This is a genomic window from Steroidobacter gossypii (assembly GCF_016801985.1).
GTDB classification, from domain to species: Bacteria; Pseudomonadota; Gammaproteobacteria; order Steroidobacterales; family Steroidobacteraceae; genus Steroidobacter; species Steroidobacter gossypii.
The window spans coordinates 106,580-129,253 of the sequence record NZ_JAEVLS010000001.1 but is presented as its reverse complement, the minus strand read 5'-3'; the positions used below and the strand labels follow the sequence as shown (position 1 = coordinate 129,253).

The window sequence follows — 22,674 nt, the reverse complement described above, 5'->3', positions numbered from 1 at the left end:
CTGATCGCACAGTTTAGCACCCCGGTCGGAGGCCGAGGTCAGGGGACGGGGACCGATAGATCAGCGGGGTGAGGGCGGGGCGGCTATTTGCCTTTGGCTTCCCACATGACCTCGGCCTTGGCGGCGGCGGCCCGCTTGAGGATGCTCAACAACGGCACGGCCCGGGTCGCCAGATCCACCGGCGGCTCCCGATCCTCGTCGTCTTCGTCCTCGTTCTTGGAGTCTTCGTTGTCGGCCGGGCGCGCCGGGGTCACGTGCGTGCCGGCCTTGATCTGCTCGGTGGCGTGCTCCAGCTGGCGCAGCGCCAGCACCACGTCGTCCGGCCCGAGCGCACCGGGGATGCGGCCAGTGGCGCCCATGAGTTTGAGCAACTGAACCGCCACGTCCTCGAACATGGTGATGGATTCGGTGGCAGTCGAGCGGAAGGTGACCAGCATGTCCTTTGTCTCGGCGAGGGTGTCTCGGTAGTCGATCCGGGCTTCAGGTGCAGCCGCGGATCAGGAACAGTACAAACAGCACCGGGATCGGGACTCCCAGCAGCCATAGCAGGATCCAACCCACTTTACCCCGCTCGCGCCCGTAATTCAGCAGTCGATGCAGGCCCGGCGGCGGGCGCTCCGGTCGGTTCGGAGGCATGGCGGGGTCTCGTTCACTACAGATATGCAGTGAACGGCTGTCGTTGCGAGCCGGTTCCGGGCCGGTCCCCGGGTTATTCCTGCTCGGCGGCGGCCATCGCGGCCTGCCAGATCTTGCCGGACGTGTCGCGGCCCAGGCCTTGTTCCATCAGCAGGGCCTTGGCGCCATCCTCGGAATAACTGCCGCGCTTGGCCAGCAGCGCCAGCGCGCCGCAAAGCTCGCCGAAATAAATGGTCTGACCGAGCGGGCTCATGGTGGCGGGCGCGATCTTGTCCGTCTGTTCCTGCAGGGCGCGGATCGAGGGATCGGACAACTCCCAGGTCGAGGCGATGAAGCCGGCCACGTTCGGCGCATGCAGTTGCATGGCGCGAATGAATACTTCGGCGCGTGGCTGCAGGTCGCGATGTTCGCGATATGTTTCCATGGTCAGTCGAAACAGCACGATGCGCGCCAGCGGTCCGAGCAGGCCGATCACCTGTGCGATGAATGGATCGGCTTTGCCAAGCGCGCGAGCGCACGCTTCGGCCGCCGCGCCCGTGCATCTCGCATGTTCCCAAGTGATCGTGGCGAAGTTGTCGAAATAACCTTTGGGCTGCCGGAACACCGGCTGCAGGATGGCGGTGGCCAGCAGGCTGCGCAGGCCGTCGTTGCCGAGAATCACAACTGCACGATCCAGCGTATCCACCGGCTCGGGCGAATATCGATAGGCCGCGCTGTTGGCTCTCTGCAACGCGCTGCCGGCCAGTGCCGGATCTTCCAGTAACAGTCGCACCAGTTCCTTGCGAGTGCTGTCGTCGTCGTTGAGCACCTGCAGGAGCTTCGGCAGCAGCATGGGCCGACGCGGGAAATATTCACGCTGATGGACTGCCGCGGCGGCGTTGTCGTTGACCCTGGACAGAATCGCGGCGTGCTCGCCGGAGATGTCGTAATCGAAGGCGGATACGTTGAACGCGAGCTTGTAGTACTCGGCGAGCGCGCTGGCGGTCGCTTCCGTTTCGAACGGCGAGCCTTCCAGGACCGGCGGGGCCGCAAGGGCGGGCGCTGCGCGAGGAGGGGCGCTATCTCGGGAAGCTTGTTTCGATGACGCCGCCGAGTAATGCACTCCCAGCATGAAAAGCGCCAGGCCGACCGCGGCCGCAATGAGAACGATTGTCAGGGTCACGCTCGCCGTCGCTCCTCTCAAGCCCAGCTAACGCCAGCTAAAGATCTGTCGCTGCGAATTCATGGAAGCTCTTTGGGTGCACCGATGATACCCAAGTGCTGCGCCGGGCGACGGTCATGCACCGCATTTTTCAGCAGCTCGCCGCGCTCGCGGGCGGCCGCCGGGCAGCATCGCCGGCGACGGTGGTGTTAATCTTGCACCCCATGTCTCTGTCCTCAGGTCAACTGGATCACATTGCGCCCGGCGTGCGTCGCCTGGTGGCGCGCAATCCAGGGTTCATGACCGGGCCGGGCACCAACACGTACCTGGTCGGCGATGGCCCGTACCTGGTCATCGATCCGGGCCCCGAGGATGAGGTCCATATCGAGCGCATCCTGCAGGAGACCGGCCGACACATCGAAGCGGTGCTTGCGACTCACACGCATCCCGACCATTCGCCTGCCGCGGGCACGCTCGCTCGGGCCACCGGTGCGAAGGTGATGGGCAAGCCCGCCCCGGTGCATGGCCGCCAGGACGCCGGGTTCGCGCCCAGCAATGTTTTGAACGATGGCGATCGCGTCACAGTCGGTGAGTACGCGCTGCGTGCTTTGCACACACCGGGTCACGCTTCGAATCATCTTTGTTATCTGCTCGAAGGCGCCGGCCTGCTGTTCACCGGCGACCACTTGATGCAAGGCTCCACCGTGGTGATCGGCCCACCGGACGGCAGCATGGGCGATTACCTGCGTTCGCTCGAGCGGCTGCAGAAGGAGCCCGCGACTCGCATCGCACCCGGCCATGGACTTGTGATCGAAGATGCGCAAGCCGAGATCGTGCGCATCGTCGCGCATCGGCTGCAGCGCGAAGCCAAGGTGGTCGAGCGGCTGAGCCGCCTCGGCTCCTCGAGCGTGGCTACCCTGGTCGTCAGCGTCTATGACGATGTCGATCCTCGTTTGCATCCAGTGGCGCAAGGCTCGCTGCTGGCCCATCTGCTCAAACTGGAACAAGACGGTCGGGTCCTGCGCGACTCGTCCGACAGCAACGCCCTGTGGTCGCTAAAACATCCGTCGCATCCGCCCCGCTGATCGAGCTTGCCCATTGTTCGCTGATCTTCGATGCGCACCAGGCGCTCGACGAAGTCAGCTTCACCTTGCGGCGAGGCGAGCGCTGGGCGCTGATCGGAGCCAATGGCTCCGGCAAAACCATGCTGTTGAAGATGCTTCGCGGCGACATGTGGCCGACGCCCACCGGTCGGCAGCGCCGCACGTCTTCGCTTGCGAAGGAACAAATCGCGTATGTGGGGCCGGATCGGCAGGACAAGTATGTTCGCTACGGCTGGAATCTCACCGTCACGCAAGTCGTCACGACGGGATTGTTCGATGAGGACATTCCGCTCACCAAGCCTACCCAGGCGCAACGCGAGCGGGTCACGCGCGTGCTGAAGAGATTCGGCCTGTGGGGGTTGAGGCAGCGGCGCATCCTGACACTGTCTTATGGGCAGCGGCGGCTCACCTTGGTGGCGCGTTTGTTTGCTGGCAACGCGCCGGTGTTGTTGCTGGATGAAGTGTTCAACGGCCTCGACGTGCGCGCCAAGGAAAAGCTTCGCAAAGCGCTCGAGCAACCGCGTGGTGGGCACGATTGGATCTTGACGTCACATCGACCCAAGGAGCTGCCGAAGAACGTCACGCACGTCGCGCACCTCGAACACGGTCGCATCGTGTCGGCTGGGCCGATCGGCCATGAGCACGCCATCGCGCACACCGAACAACCCTCGCCGCCGAGACATCTCGGCAAGGCGGTGAGCCAACCGCGGGATGTTTCCGAGCCTGGCCGCGAGAAACCAGGTTTAGCGACACGGCTGAGGGAAGCCGCCAAGGCGGCGAATCGGCTTCGCGGTATTTCCGGGCAGGCGCGCGAGAAACTAGTGGCGCGGCCGAGGGGAGCCGCCAACGCGCAGCATCAAGGCGACACTCCGGCCGGGGCTAAGTTGAAACCTCTGGTCGTGATTCGCAACGCCGACATCTATCGCGACTACCGGCCCGTCATTCGTGGCCTCGATTGGACGCTCGCGCGTGGGGAGAACTGGGCCATTCTCGGCGCGAACGGCTCGGGCAAGAGCTCGCTGTTGAATCTCATCTACGGCGATCTGCATCCTGCGCTGGGCGGAAGCATCGAGCGCGACGGTGTTCCCAAGGGCACGCACATCGAAGCTTGGAAACATCGCGTCGGTTGGGTGTCGCCCGAACTGCAGGCGGATCATTACCTAGCCACGTCGATCGAGGAGATCGTGATTTCGGGCCGCTACGCCAGCGTCGGCCTGAACGACGCGCCAACCGACGCGGATCGCAAGGTCGCCGACCGCTGGCTCGAATTCTTCAATATCGAACACCTCCGTGCTCGCGGGCCACGGCAAGTTTCGTACGGCCAAATGCGGATGGCGCTCTTTGCGCGCGCCATGATGAACAACCCGGAGTTGCTGTTGCTCGACGAGCCGTGCACTGGCCTCGACGGCGATGTGCGAGCTACCGTGCTCGGCTTCATCGAGCAGCTGGCCGAGCAAGGAACGCAGATCGTGATGGCCGTGCACGATCCGGAAGACATCGTGCCGGCCGTCAAACATGTGCTACGCATCGGCCGCGGCGGCAAGGCGGAGCAGGTCGCGATCGATTTCAGCTGGTAGCGGCCTCGCCAAGATGAGGCAGGTCGCAATCGACTTCGAATGGTAGCGGCCTCGCCAATGCGGAGCAGGCGCAATCGATTTCAGCTGGTAGCCAGCCCCGGCAAGGTGGAGCGACTCGCGAGCGGCTCCAGTTGGCGCGTCGCTGCGAGGAGGCATGCGTTGCGAATCGATACAAGCGGCAGCTACGGCTCTTCGACATCGACTAGCATCGCTTGCCGCAATGGACTTCAGAGGCTGCCGATGCTGAGATCGATAGGGGCGTCGTTGTTTCTTTTCCTGTGCGTCGGCGTTTCGCAGGCCGATGCAACGTTGCCGCCCGCCAGACAAATCGCCGATGAAGTCGACAGCGGCATTCATCCCGGCTTCGAGTCGTTCATCATGCAGGTCGACGGCCGTGTCGTCGGTCGTTCCGTAGCATCCACGCTGTCCAGGCGCCCGCCGGACCTGCGCTCCGCGACCAAATCCATTACCGCGCTGCTGATCGGTATCGCCATCGATAAGGGAGCCATTCCGTCGGTGCAAGCGAAGGTGATGGAGTTGCTGCCGAACCATCGCACAGCCTTCGAGCAGGATCCCCGCAAAGCGGCGATGACGCTGGAAGATCTGCTTACCATGCGCAGCGGGCTCGATTGCAACGACTGGGATCCGAAGTCAGCGGGCCACGAGGATCGAATGTATCGTCAGCGCGACTGGGTCGCTTTCTGGAGCGAACAGCGCATGCGCGCCGAGCCAGGCAAGGAGTTCTCCTACTGCACCGGCAACGTGGTGGCGTTGGGTGAGATCCTGGCCTCGGCGGTTCACATATCCGCCGACGCGTTCGCACTCAAATATCTGTTCATCCCGATCGAAGCGCGGCGCGCCGAGTGGCAGTACTGGGACAACAAGCGTGGCGTCGACACGGGCGGCCATTTGCGGCTGGAGCCCGACGATCTGCTGAAGATCGGCGACCTGATGCTCACGCGCGGCACATATAAAGGTAACCGCATCGTGTCGGAAGCCTGGATCGATGCGATGACTCAAGAGCACACCACGATTCCCAACATGAGCCAGCGCTATGGCTATCTGTGGTGGCTGGATCACACCAAGGACGCGAAGCTGCCGCAAACTCGACTCTGGTGGGCGCAAGGCAATGGCGGCTCGGTGCTGATGATCATGCCGGAGCTCAAGGCCGTGATGGTCACCACCGGCACTCGCTTCAATCGGGCCGATATGCTCGAGCCGATGTTCTGGCTGCGCGATCGGCTGCTGCCGGCGATGCACCCGGCCCGCTAAACAGCGAACAAACAAAAAGGGCGGTGTCTTGCGACACCGCCCTTGTTCGTGCGAGTTACGAGAAAGTTACGCCTTCGGCGCCGAGCGCGCTTTGTTCGCTTCCTCGATCACCACGTCGGCGACGTTCTTCGGCACTGGGTCATAGTGCGAGAACTCCATCGTGTACGAGGCGCGACCGGAGGTCATGCCACGCAGATGGCCGATGTAGCCGAACATTTCCGACAGCGGCACGGTGGACACCACGGCGATGTTGGTGCCGCGCTCCAGCTGCTCCTGAATCATGCCGCGACGGCGGTTGATGTCGCCGATCACGTCGCCCAGGTAGTCGGCCGGGGTCACGGTCTCGACCTTCATCACCGGCTCCAGCAGGATCGGGCCGGCCTTGCGGATGGCTTCGCGGAAGCAGGCCTTGGCGGCGATTTCGAACGTCAGCGCGTTCGAGTCGACGTCGTGGTAGCTGCCGTCCGTGAGGCGCGCCTTGAAGTCCACGGTGGGGAAGTGGGCGAGCACGCCGTCTTCCATCTGCATGCGCAGACCTTTTTCCACCGACGGCACGTATTCCTTCGGCACCGAGCCGCCAACCGTCTCGTCGACGAACTGGAAGCCCGCGCCGCGCTCCAGCGGCTCGAAGGTGATCCACACTTCGGCGAACTGACCGGAACCGCCGGTCTGTTTCTTGTGGACGTACTGCTCGGAGATCGGCTTCGTGAAGGTCTCACGGTACGCCACCTGCGGCTGACCCATGACGCCTTCGACGTTGAACTCCGTGCGGATACGGTCGAGCGTCACTTCCAGGTGCAACTCGCCCATGCCGCGCAGAATGGTCTGGCCCGTTTCGCGATCGGTTTCGAGATACAGCGAAGGATCGGCGCGGACCATCTTGCCGAGGGCGGCGCCGAACTTCTCCTGGTCGGCCTTGTTCTTGGGCCGCACCGACACGCTGATGACGGGATCCGGGAAGCGCATGCGCTCCAGGATCACCGGCGCGCTGGAATCGCACAGCGTGTCGCCGGTTTCGGTTTCGGCGAGCGACACCAGCGCGATGATGTCACCGGCGCGGGCTTCTTCGATCGGGTTCGCTTCCTTGGCGAACATCTCCACCATGCGGCCGATCTTCTCGCGCTTGCCGCGAGTCGAGTTCATCACCGACATGCCCTTGGTGAGCACGCCCGAATACACGCGCACGAAGGTGAGCGCGCCGTACGCGTCGTTGATCACCTTGAACGCCAGTCCCGCGAACGGCTCGTCGTCCGAGCTCTTGCGCTCGCCGTTCGGGTTGCCGTCCTGGTCCACGGTCTTGATGGCTTCGACGTCGGTCGGGGCGGGCAGGTAGTCGACCACGGCGTCCAGCATCTGGGTCACGCCCTTGTTCTTATAAGAAGAGCCGCACAGCACCGGATTGAACGCGGACGTGATGGTGCCCTTACGCAGCGCCTTGCGCAGCGTCTCGGCCGACGGCACGGTGCCGTCGTTCAGATAGGCTTCCATCGCGGCATCGTCCATCTCGAGGCAGGTGTCCACCAGCTCGGAGCGGAACTTCTCGATGTCTGCCAGGATCTTGCGATCGCTCGGCACGCTGATGCCCAGCTTGTCGGCCAGGTCCGGCGTGATTTCGTGGGCGACCGGCACGGCGTCGCGCTCGTCGGACTCCCACACCAGCGCCTTCATCTCCACCAGGTCGACCATGCCCTTGAAGTTGTCTTCCGAGCCGATCGGCAGCTGGACGGGCAGCGGACGGGCGCCGAGGCGCTTCTTGATCATGTCCACGCAGCGCAGGAAGTTGGCGCCGCTGCGGTCCATCTTGTTGACGTAGCAAATACGCGGCACGCCGTAGTTGTCGGCGAGACGCCAGTTGGTTTCGGACTGCGGCTCCACGCCGGCGACGCCGTCGAACACGACGACCGCGCCGTCCAGCACGCGCAACGAACGATTCACTTCGATGGTGAAGTCGACGTGGCCCGGAGTGTCGATGACGTTGATCTTCTTCTTGCGCCAGAAGGTCGACACCGCGGCCGACTGAATCGTGATGCCGCGCTTCTGCTCCTGCTCCATGTAGTCCGTGGTGGTCGAGGACTTCAAATCCTTGGTGTCGTGAACGTCGACAATGGTGTGCTTGCGACCGGTGTAATACAGGATGCGTTCGGTGGTCGTCGTCTTGCCGGCGTCGACGTGGGCGATGATGCCGATGTTGCGAATATCGGCAAGGGCAGTGGTACGGGGCATGTCAAAGTTCCGTTACGGTTTCGGCGCGTTGAGTTTGTGGGTCATTTGGGCGGGCGCGGATTCTAGCGGAAAACCGCGCCAATGCTGTTACCCAGGCCGATCCCAACCGGGGCGCCCGGGCGAAGGGCGCGCATTCTACCCGAAATTTCCGCCGAAGTCGTTGTAAACGAAAGAAAATTTTCCGAGGTTGCCGGGAATTTCCGGAGCCCTGACTGGGGGCTGGCCGTACGTCGGCCGGCCCAAGTGGCTGTCAGTAGGCGTTTTTCTGTCGAAAACCCGGGCGGTGGGGCCGTTCAGGCCTGAATATCGGCCTCGTACACGATCACGGCGTCGCCCACGATCCGGACCGACTGGGCCACCTTGCCGGTGGACTCGACTTCCACCTGAACCATGCCGGGTCGACGCATCCACATGCCTTGCCGACCCTGGAACACGACGCGGCCGTCCTTCGGCGCCAGCAGACCGTGATTCACCAGGTACACGCCGAGCATGCCGTGCGCGTTGCCGCTGACCGCGTCCTCGCGAATGCCCAGCGCCGGAACAAACATGCGCGACTCGGTGCCGATGACGCCGTTCTGCTCGACCATCGCGAATACGAAATAACCTTCCGCACCCACGTGCGAAGTCAGGCGCGCCAGCTCTTCGAAATCGGGCTTGATGGCGCCGAGCAGTTCGTTGGATTTCAGACCGACCAGCAGTCGCGAGCCGCCCTTGGTGAGCACTTGCAACGGACAGTCCACGTGCAGGCTGGGGCTGGAGATGCCGAGCGCGTTCAACACCTGGCGGCGGTGATGCTCCGGGATGACAGGTCCCAGCGACGGCGGATTCTGGGTGATGGCGATGCGCAGATCGCCGTCCGCCTCGGTGACTTCGATTTCCACGATGCCCGCGCCCGTGCGTTGCCGCAGCTTGCCGACCGGTTTGCCGTCGGCCTTGGCCCGGACGTAGTGCGCGGCAACGGTGGCATGACCGACGAATGGCACTTCATGGCGCGGCGTAAAGAATCTCACGTGCAGGTCGTGATCGCCGGATTCCGCTTCCAGCACGAATGCGGTTTCGCCATTCACTTCGGTGGCAATGGTCTGCATCTGCTCGTCCGTCAGATTGTCCGCGTCCAGCACCACGATGGCGGGGTTGCCGGTAAAGCGTGTGCGCGTGAACGCGTCGACGTGAAACAGCCGGCAATGTCGGTTGGGCATGGTGTTGCAGCCAGAAAAAAACAAAGCGCTCTTATAGCGCTACACGCGATGAATGCCTAGTGAGTGACGCTCTCTGTTACAATCGCGCTCGCCTTGGGGTGGCCCTGACTGGGGCCTGAGATGCCGACCGCCCAGCGTGCGCTGGGGCTCATCGGCGGACCCGTTGAACCTGATCCGGTTAGTACCGGCGTAGGGAGCAGGTCGTGACTCGCAGTCCGTTCATTTCTCCTCTGCTTCGCGCTCGTGCCCGGATCTTCCACCGTGAGGATCTGGCGATGCCTGTCGATAAATACAAAGCGATGAAAAGCCGCCCTTGTGCGGCTGTCACTTGTGCGGCTGTCACCATGGTTTTGGGCTTGCATGGCGGGACAGCCGCCGTAGCCGCCGACGACAAGCTCATCGAAGAGGTGGTCGTCACTGCCACACTGCGTCAGCAATCCTTGGTCGAAGCGCCGGTGAGCGTGACCGTGCTCGACCAGCAAACGTTGCAGGACGCCGGTCGTCAGCACTTCGAAGATGTGCTCACGGCCGTGCCCAACCTTTCTTATGCCGGCGGTACTTCACGACCGCGCTTCTTCCAGATTCGCGGCATCGGTGAGCGCGAGGAATGGCAGGGCGCGCCGAACCCTTCGGTGGGCTTCCTGATCGACGACATCGATTTCAGCGGCATGGGTATGCCCGCCACGTTGTTCGATGTCGAGCGCATCGAAGTGCTGCGGGGGCCGCAAGGATTGCACCACGGCGCCAACGCGCTCGGCGGTCTCATCGTGATGCGCGGCCGCGACCCGGAACAAGAGTTCGGCTTCTCCAGCGAAGCGTCGTACGGCGAATATAACAGCCGCTCGATCGGAGCCGTGGCCACCGGGCCGGTGGACTCGCTGAACTCGGCCTGGCGCGTGGCTGTTCAAAACTTTCGCAGCGACGGCTTTCGCGAGGATGTTTATCTTGGCCGCGACGACACCATGGGTCGCCACGAGCTCACCTCTCGCGCCAAGTGGCGCTGGCAACCTAGCGAAAGCACCACGGTCGATCTGACCTGGCTGCACGCCGATCTCGACAATGGCTACGACGCATGGTCGATCGATAACACACGCAGGTCGCTCGCCGACCGTCCAGGCAAGGATGCACAGAAGTCCGACGGCGCGGCGCTTCGCGTCGATACATCGGCTGGGCGGCTCGGGCGACTGACTGTGACCGCGACGCTGTCCGACAGCGAAACCGAATACAGCTTCGATTCCGATTGGGGCAACCCGGAGAGCTGGGCGCCCTACACCTATGATTATTTCGATCGCCAGGAGCGCGATCGTCGCGGGCGCAGCCTCGAAGCGCGCCTCACGTCCGACTCGGCTGCCTCCGCGCACGGACTGACATGGGTCGCTGGCATCTATGGGCTCGATGTGGACGAGCAGCTCGATTCAACGTCCGTCGGCGTGTATGTCGATCCGTTCAACCCTGATTGGTCCAGCTCCACGAACAATCGTGTGGTGAGCGATTACGACGCGCAGAACGTCGCCGCCTATGCGCAAGTGGAGGCGCCATTCAACGAACGCTGGGGGTGGTCATTCGGTTTGCGCGGCGAGCAGCGCAATGCCGACTACAGCGATGTTCGCAACGACGAGGGCGATGTGACCAACATCGACGAATCGGCGCGCGACACCATGTGGGGTGGGCAAGCGACGGTGTATTTCGATCAGCGCGAGAACATGCGCTGGTTCGCAACAGTTTCGCGTGGCTACAAGGCCGGCGGCTTCAACATCGGCAACGCCGCCAACGCCAAAGCCGAGTTCCTGCCCGAATATCTGGTCGGGCTCGATGTGGGCATGAAAGCCGAGTGGCTCGATGGTCGGCTGTACACGGATATCACCGCCTTCCATATGAAGCGCACCGACATGCAGGTGGCGATCAGCAGGCAACTCGTGCGCGGCGATCCGAGCAGCTATTTGCTGTACACGGACAACGCCTCCGGCGGCCGCAATACCGGCATCGAAAGCAGCGTGCGCTGGCGAGCGACGGATCAACTGGAAGTCGGCGGCACGCTCGGACTGCTGCGCACTCGATACTCGGGCTTCCGTCCGGACGATGAGAGCGGGCCGAGCAATCGCGAGCAGGCGCACGCGCCGGAATATCAAGCGTCCGTGAATGCGACGTGGCGACATCCGCTCGGCTGGATGGCGCGGCTCGACGTGATCGCGTCCGACAACTACTACTTCGACGTGCCCGACGCCGACTCGGCCAAGGACAGCTATCGCTCCGGAGCGTACTCGCTCACTCATCTGAAAGCGGGTTACGAAGGCGAGCGCTGGGCCGTGTACGCCTGGGGCCGCAATGTGTTCGACGAGGACTATGTCGTGCGAGGTTTCTTCTTCGGCAACGAGCCGCCCGATTTCGCCAACCAACGCTACACGCAGCTCGGCGAGCCGCGGCAGTTCGGAGTCACCTTCCGTTGGGAGTTCAATTGATGCGCACCGCTATCGAAATCAGCCTGTATCCGCTCGACTCGGACTACATTCCGCCCATCAAGGATTTCATCGATCGGCTCAACCGTTATCCGGAGCTGCAGGTCACGACCAACGCCATGAGCACGCAGATCGCGGGCGAGCATGCGCGCTTGTTTGAGATCCTCGGCAAGGAAACTGCCGTCAGCTTCGGCGAGCAGGGCCGTAAGGTGTTCGTGATGAAGGTGCTCGGCGGCACCGTGCCGGACGCCTGAGCGCTTCCATGGAAGAAGCCGTCCTCAATACAGCGCTTGCTCCGGCGTCGATGTGGCAAACGGTGGTCGAGCAATTCCTCGCAACGTCGCCGTGGGAAGCCGCGGCGTCGCTGCTCGGTCTCGCCTATCTGCTGCTCGCCGTCCGACGGAACCTGCTGTGCTGGCTGTGCGCGTTCGTCAGCACCTCGATTTACATCGCGCTGTTCGTCAAGGCTTCGCTGTACATGCAGGTGGTGCTGAATGTGTTCTACCTGGTCATGGCGGTGTACGGCTTCATCGACTGGAAGCGCGGGCGTACTGAATCCGGCGACGTGCGCATCGAGTCGTGGAGTGTGAACCAGCACGTGACGGTGGCCGTGCTTGTCATAATCGCGAGCGCATTGAACGGCTGGGCCCTGTCCCGCTGGACCGACTCGCCCGCGCCCTTCCTGGATTCTTTCGTCACTTGGGGCAGCATCGTTACCACTTGGATGGTCGCGCGACGCATAATCGAGAACTGGCTGTACTGGATCGTGGTCGACGCCGCCGCCGCCTGGCTGTATTTCAGCCAGGGGCTGCTCGCCACCACGATATTGTTCATCATCTATCTCGGGATCGTGGTGCGTGGATATTTTGTGTGGCGGCGGGAACAGGTGTTGCAGACCAAGTCGGCGATTGCCGCGCCATCGATTTGAGCCGACATGACGGCGGCTGCTAACGCCGCGGCCGCAGTGGATGTCGCGGCGAGAACATTGCGGATCCCCGCCGAGGCGATTCTTTCCTGCGAGGCCATCAAGCACGGGCTCACCAATCAAAGCTGGCTGGTCCGGACCAAGCAGGACGACGTGGTGGTCCGCATCAGCAACACGGCCGAGCAGGCGTTGCAGATCGATCGCGAGAGCGAGGCGCTGGTGCTGGCCGCAGTCGACGAGGCGGGCATCGGGCCGGAAGTGATCCGATGCGACCCGGCCGAGCGTGTGCTGGTCACGCGCTATCTCGGTGACACCTGGGCCGAAGCCGACGCGGTCAACGATCAGAACATCCAGCGGCTCGGGCAGTTGTTCCGTCGCCTGCATCGAGTGCCGCCGCCCGCCGGCGTACGGCGTGTGGAGCTGAACGACACGCTCGAGGGTTATTTCCGCACGCTCCAGGAGCGCGGCATCCAGCCAGCTCTGACGAGCAAGACCCTGCGCGACCGGGCGCTGCAGGTCGCCTTGAAGCTGCGTGAGAACTCCGCGGCCACCCTGTGTCATAACGACGTGCATCATCTCAACGTCACCGACGACGGCAAGCTGCGCTTGATCGATTGGGAATACGCCGGCGTCGGGCAGCGATTGTTCGATCTGGCGTCGGTGTGCGTTTATCACAAGTACGACAAGCTGCAGCGCGAACAGCTGCTGGCCGCTTACACCGCGCTCACCGAGCTGACCACCTGGCACCGACTCGAGCTGGCGTGCTGGTTGTTCGACTACGTGCGCGATTTGTGGATGGCGGTCAGGGAAAGCAGCGGCCCGGCCGCTTGAGGCTGATTGCCTTCTTCGTCTGTGGCGTGGAACTGTCACGAGCGCCGCGTAATATGTGCGGTCATGACGCCTGCACTCGCATCGCTCGGCGAGGCTTTAAAAACTCCGACGCCCTGGCTCGATCCCTACATTGCCATCGCTGGACAGGTGGCGAGTGCTGCTCCGTCCGGCTCGGTCGCCGACGCGTTGAATACCGCGCGCGGCGCTAGCTTGGAGGATTTGCGCTTTGTGGCGCAGACGGCCCTGCCCGAGGGCGAGCCCTACGAATCTTTCATATTCCGCACTGGCTGCATTCCCACGCGCGACAACTTGCACGATCTGTTCAACGGTCTGATGTGGTTGAGCTACCCACAAACCAAGCGCCAATTGAACATCCTTCAGGCGCAGCAGCTCGCCACGCGGGGTAATCCCGGCTCGCGCGGCCCGTTGCGGGATGCGCTGACCCTCTTCGACGAGAACGCGGCCATACTGCGTGCTCCGACACCGCTGCTGGAAGCCTTGCGCCAGCGTAATTGGAAGGGTTTGTTCCTGGATCAGCGCGAGCAGTGGGCCGCGGCTCGGCTGGTGATTTTTGGACACGCCCTGATGGAAAAGTTGCTGCAGCCTTACAAAGCCATCACGGCGCATGTTTGGGTTGTCGATGCCATCAGCGACGAGTCGCTGGCGGCCAGCCTTGATCCCTCGCGGCTCGCCGCGAAAGATTTTCTGCCCCTGCCGGTGCTCGGCGTGCCAGGATGGTGGCCCGCCAACGAGGCGCCCGGCTTCTACGATGACGCCGATGTTTTTCGGCGACCACGTCGCGAGTCATGAGTTCGAACAAACAATTGCTGGATGGAGTGTTGATTCAACGCGGCGCCATCGGGTCCGAGGACCTGGCGGTGCTCTCCGATTTCGTGCACAGCGCCGTCAAGGTCGAATCACCGGTGTCGAACTTCGAAAGCGAAGATACCGGCGAGGTCGAGTGGGTGGTCAACAAGCAGATCCGCGACACTCAGCAGCTGAGGCTCACCAAAGCCATCGAAAAGAAACTGCGCGCGCTCGATGACAAGAGCATCGCGTCGTTCATCAACCCCTTCTACAAAGTCGAGGTGGGTGAGCGCGAGCCGTCGCAGATCCTGCACTACGGCGTCGGTGGCCACTACATTCCGCACGTCGACGCGGAGACGCTCTACAAGGACGACATTGGACTCGAGCTGTGGGAGAAGACGCTCGATCGCGACCTGTCAGTGGTATATTTCATCAACGACGATTTCGCGGGCGGCGAATTGTTCTTTCCCGCCCTGGATCTCGCGATCGAGCCCGAAGCCGGCACGCTGGTGTGTTTCCCTTCCGATCACAACTACATCCACGGCGTTCGCCCGGTCACGTCCGGCCATCGCTACACCATCGTGACATGGATGCGCGTGGCCGGCATGCCGGCGCTGGAAGAGATCAATCAGATGTGGATGGATGAGTACCACCGCCACTTTCCGAAACAGATCGAGCAGCGGCCGTGTCTGGGGAAGGGTCGCGGTGTGGATCTGCCACTGAATTTGCTTCCTTGAGCACCGCCACGGCCTCTCTCAGCTTCGGCAATGCGTCGGTGATGATCGGCACATCACGCTCGTCGCCGAGTCTCGCGACCACCGTTTCATAGTTGCGCACCTGCTCTTCGAGCAGGAGGCCTATCGACAAGCCGCCCGCCGCCCTCATGGACGACGCGATCGCAAAGATGCCAGAGATCAGTACCGCGCCATGCTCGAGCGCCTCGGGTCGCTTTTCCAAGCCAATAAGAAACTGAGTGCTCTGGGTGGCGCAGCCGGTGGCATTCATTGCAAGCTCTTGCAATAGGCCCCTGCGGCCCGCGATTTTCTTTTCATCCTGCTGCTGCACGGCTTCATCGAGTCTCGCCAACAGGGTTTCGAGATCCAGGACAGTGATGCCGTGCGCGTCGATACAGCCGAGTGTCGCGGCATTCGTCGTATTGACGATCGCATCGCCGTGCCATTGGTACTGCGCATCCGCTGCGGCCACGGCGGCAACGGTTTGTCGAATGGCTTCCCGCTTCGAGGAGTCATCGACACTGCGCGCGAGCGAAACGACGGCATCCGTGACCGCGGTCAGTTGTTTGATTTCTTCGGGCGTCTTGGTCGAAAACGCCTCCGGCACCCGCTCGCATCCGCCGACGAAAACTGTCGCAACGAGTGCGGTCACCAGCGCCCGCTTGATTTCCGTTCGCATTCGAATCCTCCGTGGATATCCCCCGGGCGAGAATACCTCGGGGGGAAGTTCAGGATCGACACTGGCTGCCGATCTCGGTGGCAAGCTGAACGCAATCGAGCGCTGCTTGCTCACCGGACGTGCCGATCGTTCCTGTAACGAAGCGAGCGATTCTCTCGCGACGGTTCGATTTCGAGGCGAGCGGCCGCTTACTTGAGGATCGGAAAAATCGCCCTCACTCGCATGTCCCGCAGCCACAATCCACCCCACATGAACAGCGCAAGATAGGTGCTGAACAGGATGTGGCTGAAGAGCGGGTTGCCCACCCGAATCTGCGTCGCCATCGCGCCGCCCAGCAAAGCCATCGTCATGATCGCGCCGAGCAGCGCCGTCCGCGGGATCAAATAGAGAACGACGCACGCGAGTTCGATGAGTCCGATCATCAACACGTAACCAGGCGGCCAGCCCAGCTGCTGCATGGTTTCGTGCGTGATGGGCAGGTTCAGCAGCTTCGGAGCGATCGAGGCGCCGAGCATGAACAGCGCGAACAAGCCCGTGAGCACGCGCCCGATCCACAGGGCGGCAGGGGAGGGCTGAGTCATCGGAGTGCTTCCAGTTGTACGCGGCCATAGCGCCGCACCTGAAAGACGGACGGCGGTTTGCCCCGCCGACATGCGGGTGAATATTTTTCGACGAGACCTAGGACGAGAGACCTAGGTTGTGCCGGACTGCCTCGCGCGGGCGAGGCGGATCAATACTCGTCCTCGTCCCAATCGTCGTCGAAGCGCCGCTGTTCTTTGAGCCAGCGCTTCGTAGCGCTTTTGTTGGCGAGCACCTCGAGGAAGCGCTTCTGCTGTTGGATATGCGCTCGTATTTCACGCGCGCGGCGCTGTGTGGCCAGGTGTAGATCTCTTGCGGTGATCGTGCGGCTATATGGAATGTCGTAATCGACGCGGAAGGCGCTCTGAAGCGACCGCAGCTCCTCGGTCGCCGACTCGAGCTGCTGCGACAGCAGTCGATTGAATTGCCGCAGCCGTTCGCCGCTGATCTTGCTCGCGTGATCCGGATCGATGAGCTCGAGGCGCATCTGTGCTTCGAGCAGGGTGAACAGATCGTTGGTCGCGTACGCACGGTTGATCTGTTGCATGAGCTCGTTCTTCTCGGCACGTCGCGCCGCATCCGCCTCGCGATCGGGATGCACGGCGCTCGCAAGCTTTCGGTAGATCTCTCTCAACACCTGCTTCGCGTTCTGCGCGCTGGCCTCGGCGCGTTCCTGCCGCTTGGACTTCGGACGCTCCGACGAGCGCTCCTGCCGACGCGCCTCGTCCTCCTTCATGCGCTCGTAAACGCGTTCGATCAGATCTTCTTCAGATTCGATCTCGGCATCATCCAGATCGATGCCCATGTATTCCTTCGCATGTTCCTTCAGGCCTTCGATCTCTTCCTGCTTCTTTTCCTGAAAGCTCATCGCACTGTGGCGATCGAAGATCGTGCGCATCTCCACGTCGTTAGGATTGACATCCAGCAGCATGCTCGCGGTATGGCGCGCGATATCCTTCAGTGCCTCGCGATCCACTCGCGACCAGCCCTTTTGATCGAGCAGCTGGTCGATCAGGAAAACCGTATCGCGCGTGAGTTGCCGGAGCGTGCCTTGCAGTGGATGGATGCGCTCGGCGTGGGTCGCTTTGAACTCGACGACCAGCTCATCCCAATCCGCCCGCGCACGCTTCGCCTTCTCGATACGATCGATGAGGTATCGAAATCGAACTTGATCCGGCGACGCAGTTTCGCGTGCGGCTTTTCGTGGGAGGTGTACGAGCGATTTCCTGGACATGATTCGGGCCGGCGACAAGCCTCGCATTGTCCGGGACCGGCGGCTGCGGCGCAAATCGGAGGTTTCCCTGTCTGGACTTTCACAAGAAACCGACACGCGAGTCGCCCTGATCCGTACGCGCTGACGCTTGAGAGCAAGGGACGGCGGAGTCCACAACCGCTCCGCCGTTTTCATTTGCCGCGCCCGCCATGCTCCTTCGAGTAAGCGACCATGCGGGCGCTTTACAACTCTGCGCCTACGGAATGGGCGCCAAGATATAGCTGCGCTGCTGTTGCGCGACCGAGTCGTAGCCATTGACGACGATGTAGCCCAGATCGTTGATGGCCGTCGCCTCGGTCAATTCGATTTGCAGCGCCTGCGCCGGCGTCAGCACGGTGTTGAGATTGATCGCACTCGTGCCGTCCCACAGCGTGGCAACGGCCATCGAATAGTTGTTCTCCGAGTAACCGACGATCTGCCCGGCATTGTTGATGTCTCGGGCGATGGTGCTGAACTGATAATTGGTCGGCCCGGTCAACACGACGGCCGTGCCTTCCGACCAGACTCTTGCAGTGGTCTTCCATTGGAATGTATCCGGATCGCGGCTATCTCTGTTGCCGATGATCGCGCCGGCATCGTTGATCGCCACCGGTTCCATGGCCACACTCAACGCCGTCGCCGTGGTTCCATTCCACAGCGTCGCGCCTAGGCTCGACAGACCAGTCACCTGACCGACATTGTTGATATCTCGCGCCGTGCCGGGTCCCAGGTCAGTCACGGTGGCACCATCCCATATGACCGCACGTGATGTCGGGTCCGCGCTTGCGACCGTCCAGCCCACCATCTGCCCCAGTTCATTGATGGAAAGCGCAATGCCCTCGGTTCCTCCCAACGTCGGCAGCAGCGTGGCCACTCCGCCATTCCACATCGTGGCGCGCGATTCGTAGCCGCCATTTGGCAGCATGATGTAGGTCATCCCGACGACCACACCCGCGTCATTGATCGCAAGCGCCGCGCCCGAGATTCCACCTGCGAGACCCAGCGTGGTCACAATCGTTCCATTCCACTGCGTGGGATTGTCACCCGAGGAAGCCCCGGGACTCGTCCCGACAACCTTATCACTGCCGTTGATCCCGAGCCCCCGGGTGGAATCGACCCCGGCAGGCACGTCGAGTTCGATGAGTGAATATTGCTGAGCCTGGACCACCTGAGCGCACAGGCTCAGGGCGCTAACGCTCAAGCAGGCCGCAAACCATCCGTGAGTGCGTGACATCGTCCTTGGTATCCTTTTGATGAAATGTTGGGGTGAATCGTCGGGCTGAGTTATGGATCCAATCTGTTGGTATGAGCCGCGGTCTGGACGAACCGTTCGGATTATTGCGTGTACCACGCGTTCTGTCACCAACCACCGGTCACCGTGAAAGGCGGCCCTTGAAGAGGGCTATGCACGGGCCGACCGGGTTGAAAACATGCCGCGCTTCGAACTGATGCTGTCGCTGCCGCGGTTCATCATCACTCGGCGAAGAGTGGACATGTCAGAGGTGCGGAAGATGCCCCTGCTCGAGCAGCACGCACTCCCGGTCGAGAATCGTGGCAATGACATCGAACTCCTGCCGCGCGTGCTTGTGTTTCGCTCCCTTCTCGGGAATCCCAACTCGATCGCTGACGATGATTGGGCCATCGCCTCTGCGGCCGAGCAGCGGCCTGCCGTCTTGCTCGAGGAGTGCGTCACCGGACGTCTGCATCATCCATCGAATGCTCGATTCGACCACGTCACTCATCCAAGCCCAGTAGTCGACTTTGTTGAAAGTAAACCAGATGCTCACATCGTTCTTGTAGACGCTGCTTGCAAAGCTCCACGCCTGGATGCATATCAGGTTGTTCGGGTTGTGCATCCCAATGTGTTCGCGATCGATAGCGTCGGGTTCGCGTTGCTGGGAGCTGTTGGGCGCAACCGAGTGATGAGTGCACTTGCATGCATCGAAGAAGAAGTCCCTGAGCACACGCCGATCACCTGAGTACTCAATCCAAAGAGTGCAAGCTGTTGACAAAGACTTCGCTCCTCGTGAGCGAATTGATGTTACGCCGATGTTATATACATTGCGGCGGGGCGCGCAAGATCGTGGGAGTGAGCGTGGCGTCGTTCGATCTACCGCTTCGACTCCGCTCTGGTCGGTAAGCGACCATCCGGTCGCTTACCGGCGCTCAATAAGACTTCCGTCCGTTCTGCCATCTTGAGCGCCTCATCCACCCAGGTCCCAAGATAACGGACCGTGCTCTCAAACTTGATATGTCCCAGCAGCGGTTGGACAGCTCGCAAGTTCTTTGTGCGACGATAGATTAGCGACGCTGACGAGGTGCGGCGATGAATTGGACCGACGACGCAGAATCCCTCTTGCGGACTTGCTTAGGTCTGACGCACGAGGGCTTGGCGCACTTATATGGCACCTCGCTTCGGACGAATGTGCCTTACTTTCCGCTCCTTTCTTGCACGATGCGTAACCAATGTATCGAACGCTCATGCTTAGCCAAAGCGGCGCAAGCATGCATCTGTTCGATCTGATCCGAGATGCCGGGAACCTCCTCCGGGATCCGTTCCTGAATGTAGTAGAGATCGTCGAGCGCTTCGTCGAAAAGCTTCAGACGACTAAGCGCCGCTGCTCTGCCGATCCTTGCCTCAGGATACTGTGGCGCCAATTTCAGCACGTGCCTGAACATCCGGATCGACGCTCGATACATTTCCTGATCGAACAGGGCCTGCGCTCGTCTCATGAGAGATTCAAAAGTGAACGGGACCAGCTGCAAAGCGCGCTCAAGCGCGGCGTGCGCTTTTTTGTTCAGTACGGCGGGAGCGTTCTTGTCCAGCCACTTCGTTATGGCATAGGACTCCTCGAGTCTACCAAGGCGATAGCAAACAGTGCTCAGGAACCAATGCGTGTCAATGTCGCCCGGCCTCACGGCGGCTGCACGACTGTAGGCGCGATGAGCCTCTAACATATTTTCCTCTTCAAAGAAGAGGTATCCGAGATTGAACCAGGCCAGGAAAAATTGCGGATCTTCCTCGACAGCGCGTGACAAGTCATCGATCGCTTTTCGCCGGCGGTTGAGATGGATGCGCAGGATCCCCCGGTTGTACCAGACCCGTGCGTCATTGGCCTTCTCAAGCTCGGGGTCGCAAAACGCCGCAAGGGCGGCCCTGCTTCCCCGCAGAGCGTCGAGACAGTTCGCCCGGCCGAATTTCGCCGCAAGACAGGAACGATCTATCTGGAGCGCACCCTCGAAAGACCCCCAAGCGTCGGCAATCTTCTCTTGTCCAAGTAGCGCCTCTCCCCGTCCCACGAACGCGGAGACGCTCCATCGCTCAACCTGCAGTACTTCCTCGAATGCCTGTTGGGCCTTCTCATACTGGCCAGCCCGCCGATGCATGTCGCCTGCGAGCAAAAGCCCCTCGATATTCGAGGGTTCGATCTCAAGCGCCCGCCGAATCGCAGTGAGGCCCTGCCTCGGTTTGCCCAGTCGATCCAGGCACTTCGCTAGCTTCGTGAGAAGGCGAACACTCTTGCGACTCCGCCGCCGCAGCCGCTTTATGATCTCCTGCGCCGACTGAAATCGACCCGCCGCGAACTCGCGATCAGCGCACGCTTCCAGATCTTCCACAGAACCCGAATAGGTGCCCATCGTCCAATGTGCCTTCACCGCCGCGATTTCCTGCGACGATTTGGCTCCTACGGAATGCGCGATGTCTTCGATGGTCAGAGAAGGATTCTGCGACATCAGTTGCAGCGCTTGAGTTTTTCTGCTGGCCGGATCGAGCGTGACATATGGCACCCGAGGTCTGATCCGCGATTCGCACCCGAGGTGCTGCCGAGTGGGAATCTGCGCTTCTCCCCGGCGCAGATTTGTCGATCCGTACTCAAGGCTGTTGATCAACGAGTTGAATCCCGACGCGCCAAGCTCCTCGATTGGCTTAAGGAGCTCATCCAGTGTCGTAGGCCCGGACGGCAGAATCCTCCCAAGCTCATCGAAGTCCGCGATACGGCGAGTCAGCAGCATGTCCGCATACATGGGCGTGCCGCCTTCGCCCACGTACTTGCAACTGCGGGCCGTGACGACAAAGCGCTCTCCGCCGATGAACGAGTCGATAGCGCGGACCAATAGTTCGCTCGTTTGCTCTATGTCCCAGTTACCCGCCCGAGCGCTGCACTCTCGCGCAAACCGTTCCACAAGCTCGCGAATCTGCTTTGCCACACGCGCTTCGAGCATCGCCGCAACTTTCGGCGGCATGAAGCCAGGCTGCTTGAGAATCATGGCAAGCTGTTGCCTGAAGACGGCCGCTGCCTCCGTGGCAATCTCGGGAATGCTTCTGGAGAAATCGGGCTGCAGAAACTTCTGGGCTTCACGCGTCAGCGAGCCATCGCGGTCGCACTCACGAAAAAGAATGTGGACCAGACTGTTTGCGGGAGATGTCATGATGCGGCGGATGCCGCTGTGAATCGCTTCGCTACGTCTCTGCAGGACACCCCGGTTGACAGGAATGGCAGGGTTCCCCGAGAACAGCCAGCGAAGTGCATCCCGAAGCGCATCCGCGTCCTCGACTGATATCCCTTCCCTACACAGTGCCCTGAACAACTTAAATGCACACACGACGGCGGAGTCTATTCTCCCTGACCATCCGGCCAGTGCATACATGCCCTTTGACGCGTCGGCTTCTCGTGCGCCACAGAAGTTGGTGGAGAGGATCGCGCGATCCGCGATCAGGTCGCGCCCTCGTAGGGCATGTAAGGCAGGCACGAACGAAGCGAACTGCGCCATCGTGTCCAGGGAAATGATCTCGAATTGTCCCACGGGTGGATCGTCGAGGAAGTCCTGCAGAGTCTGGCGATGGATCTTTGTGCCTTGTTTTCTGCGCTTGAGTTCGTTGGCGAAGCAGCGATCCTTCTCAATGCACACGATGTTCTCAGGCGGAACGCCGAGCCCGCAGTAGATGGGCACTTCCAGCCCCTCCCGACCCGGGAAGCACAACACGCGAGCGATGCTGATCTCTCGGAGTGTGAAGGCAGCTTGAATGAACTCCCGCAGCGCAGTTCGGCTGCTCTCCTTTACCACTTGCTTGTAGCTATTCTTCACGAACCTTCCGCCCACAGTCCGCCACTTTCGACAGGTCGGCCGGTGCTATCGGGCCTCTCAGCGAGGGAGCCGAACCATTGTACAGGTGAGGGGCCCAATTAGAGCCGCGATGCGAGGCATCGTGAAGCGCTGAAGCATGGCTCGTTGGAACGCGAGAGGCGCTGCGCTGCGG

At 61.7% G+C, this 22,674-nt stretch carries 20 protein-coding genes and 1 riboswitch; of the genes, 10 read left to right on the top strand and 10 right to left on the bottom strand.

The window, feature by feature from the left end:
• Positions 1-83: 83 nt before the first annotated feature.
• The 3 genes from JM946_RS00600 to JM946_RS00590 form a co-directional block, all read right to left on the bottom strand.
• Positions 84-437, bottom strand: coding sequence for a DUF1840 domain-containing protein (locus tag JM946_RS00600; protein WP_203165205.1), 354 nt, complete (start codon positions 435-437; stop codon positions 84-86).
• A 43-nt stretch (positions 438-480) separates the two neighbouring features.
• Complete coding sequence (locus JM946_RS00595; protein ID WP_203165204.1) at positions 481-636, bottom strand: hypothetical protein; 156 nt, start codon at positions 634-636, stop codon at positions 481-483.
• A 73-nt stretch (positions 637-709) separates the two neighbouring features.
• On the bottom strand, positions 710-1,798 hold the full coding sequence (locus JM946_RS00590) for an HDOD domain-containing protein (protein ID WP_203165203.1): 1,089 nt from the start codon (positions 1,796-1,798) through the stop codon (positions 710-712).
• 203 nt (positions 1,799-2,001) lie between these two features.
• Between JM946_RS00590 and JM946_RS00585 the strand changes: the two genes are divergently transcribed.
• The 3 genes from JM946_RS00585 to JM946_RS00575 all read left to right on the top strand — a co-directional run bounded on the left by JM946_RS00585 (position 2,002) and on the right by JM946_RS00575 (position 5,729).
• Positions 2,002-2,862 (top strand): MBL fold metallo-hydrolase, encoded by an 861-nt coding sequence (locus JM946_RS00585; protein WP_218042532.1) that lies wholly within the window; start codon positions 2,002-2,004, stop codon positions 2,860-2,862.
• Positions 2,826-4,457 (top strand): ATP-binding cassette domain-containing protein, encoded by a 1,632-nt coding sequence (locus tag JM946_RS00580; RefSeq protein WP_203165201.1) that lies wholly within the window; start codon positions 2,826-2,828, stop codon positions 4,455-4,457. The genes JM946_RS00585 and JM946_RS00580 overlap by 37 nt, the downstream gene beginning before the upstream one ends.
• A 240-nt stretch (positions 4,458-4,697) precedes the next feature.
• Positions 4,698-5,729 (top strand): serine hydrolase domain-containing protein, encoded by a 1,032-nt coding sequence (locus JM946_RS00575; protein ID WP_203165200.1) that lies wholly within the window; start codon positions 4,698-4,700, stop codon positions 5,727-5,729.
• Positions 5,730-5,795: 66 nt separating this feature from the next.
• On the opposite strand, the gene fusA is transcribed toward JM946_RS00575, so the two are convergent.
• Both fusA and JM946_RS00565 read right to left on the bottom strand, forming a co-directional pair.
• Positions 5,796-7,952 (bottom strand): elongation factor G, encoded by a 2,157-nt coding sequence (gene fusA, locus JM946_RS00570; protein WP_203165199.1) that lies wholly within the window; start codon positions 7,950-7,952, stop codon positions 5,796-5,798.
• A 293-nt stretch (positions 7,953-8,245) separates the two neighbouring features.
• Positions 8,246-9,151, bottom strand: coding sequence for a PhzF family phenazine biosynthesis isomerase (locus JM946_RS00565; RefSeq protein WP_203165198.1), 906 nt, complete (start codon positions 9,149-9,151; stop codon positions 8,246-8,248).
• An 84-nt stretch (positions 9,152-9,235) separates the two neighbouring features.
• Positions 9,236-9,366, top strand: a riboswitch (TPP riboswitch).
• A 129-nt stretch (positions 9,367-9,495) separates the two neighbouring features.
• On the opposite strand from JM946_RS00565, the gene JM946_RS00560 reads away from it, so the two are divergent.
• From JM946_RS00560 to JM946_RS00535, 6 genes are all read left to right on the top strand, one after another.
• Complete coding sequence (locus JM946_RS00560) at positions 9,496-11,610, top strand: TonB-dependent receptor (RefSeq protein ID WP_203165197.1); 2,115 nt, start codon at positions 9,496-9,498, stop codon at positions 11,608-11,610.
• Entirely contained in the window at positions 11,610-11,861 is a 252-nt protein-coding gene (locus JM946_RS00555; protein ID WP_203165196.1) for a YkoF family thiamine/hydroxymethylpyrimidine-binding protein, read from the top strand. The genes JM946_RS00560 and JM946_RS00555 overlap by 1 nt, the downstream gene beginning before the upstream one ends.
• 8 nt (positions 11,862-11,869) lie before the next feature.
• Entirely contained in the window at positions 11,870-12,535 is a 666-nt protein-coding gene (gene pnuC / locus JM946_RS00550) for a nicotinamide riboside transporter PnuC (protein WP_203165195.1), read from the top strand.
• A 6-nt stretch (positions 12,536-12,541) separates the two neighbouring features.
• Positions 12,542-13,363: a choline/ethanolamine kinase family protein gene (locus JM946_RS00545; RefSeq protein WP_203165194.1), complete on the top strand. Its 822-nt coding sequence runs from the start codon at positions 12,542-12,544 to the stop codon at positions 13,361-13,363.
• Between the two features lie 63 nt (positions 13,364-13,426).
• Complete coding sequence (locus JM946_RS00540) at positions 13,427-14,173, top strand: DUF3025 domain-containing protein (RefSeq protein ID WP_203165193.1); 747 nt, start codon at positions 13,427-13,429, stop codon at positions 14,171-14,173.
• Positions 14,170-14,907, top strand: coding sequence for a prolyl hydroxylase family protein (locus JM946_RS00535; RefSeq protein WP_203165192.1), 738 nt, complete (start codon positions 14,170-14,172; stop codon positions 14,905-14,907). The genes JM946_RS00540 and JM946_RS00535 overlap by 4 nt, the downstream gene beginning before the upstream one ends.
• Here JM946_RS00535 and JM946_RS00530 read toward each other — a convergent pair.
• The 4 genes from JM946_RS00530 to JM946_RS00515 form a co-directional block, all read right to left on the bottom strand.
• Positions 14,795-15,697 (bottom strand): hypothetical protein, encoded by a 903-nt coding sequence (locus tag JM946_RS00530; protein WP_203165191.1) that lies wholly within the window; start codon positions 15,695-15,697, stop codon positions 14,795-14,797. The genes JM946_RS00535 and JM946_RS00530 overlap by 113 nt on opposite strands.
• A 74-nt stretch (positions 15,698-15,771) precedes the next feature.
• A complete protein-coding gene (locus JM946_RS00525) occupies positions 15,772-16,164 on the bottom strand; it encodes a DoxX family protein (RefSeq protein WP_203165190.1) in 393 nt (130 codons plus the stop codon).
• Positions 16,165-16,313: 149 nt separating this feature from the next.
• Positions 16,314-17,396: a J domain-containing protein gene (locus tag JM946_RS00520; protein ID WP_203165189.1), complete on the bottom strand. Its 1,083-nt coding sequence runs from the start codon at positions 17,394-17,396 to the stop codon at positions 16,314-16,316.
• Between the two features lie 235 nt (positions 17,397-17,631).
• A complete protein-coding gene (locus JM946_RS00515) occupies positions 17,632-18,648 on the bottom strand; it encodes a hypothetical protein (protein WP_203165188.1) in 1,017 nt (338 codons plus the stop codon).
• A gap of 196 nt (positions 18,649-18,844) precedes the next feature.
• Here JM946_RS00515 and JM946_RS00510 point away from each other — a divergent pair, with 196 nt between their 5' ends.
• Positions 18,845-19,393 carry a hypothetical protein gene (locus JM946_RS00510; protein WP_203165187.1) on the top strand — a complete coding sequence of 183 codons (549 nt, stop codon included), beginning with the start codon at positions 18,845-18,847 and terminating at the stop codon, positions 19,391-19,393.
• 451 nt (positions 19,394-19,844) lie between these two features.
• On the opposite strand, the gene JM946_RS31135 is transcribed toward JM946_RS00510, so the two are convergent.
• On the bottom strand, positions 19,845-22,502 hold the full coding sequence (locus JM946_RS31135; RefSeq protein WP_203165186.1) for a tetratricopeptide repeat protein: 2,658 nt from the start codon (positions 22,500-22,502) through the stop codon (positions 19,845-19,847).
• Between the last annotated feature and the right edge of the window lie 172 nt (positions 22,503-22,674).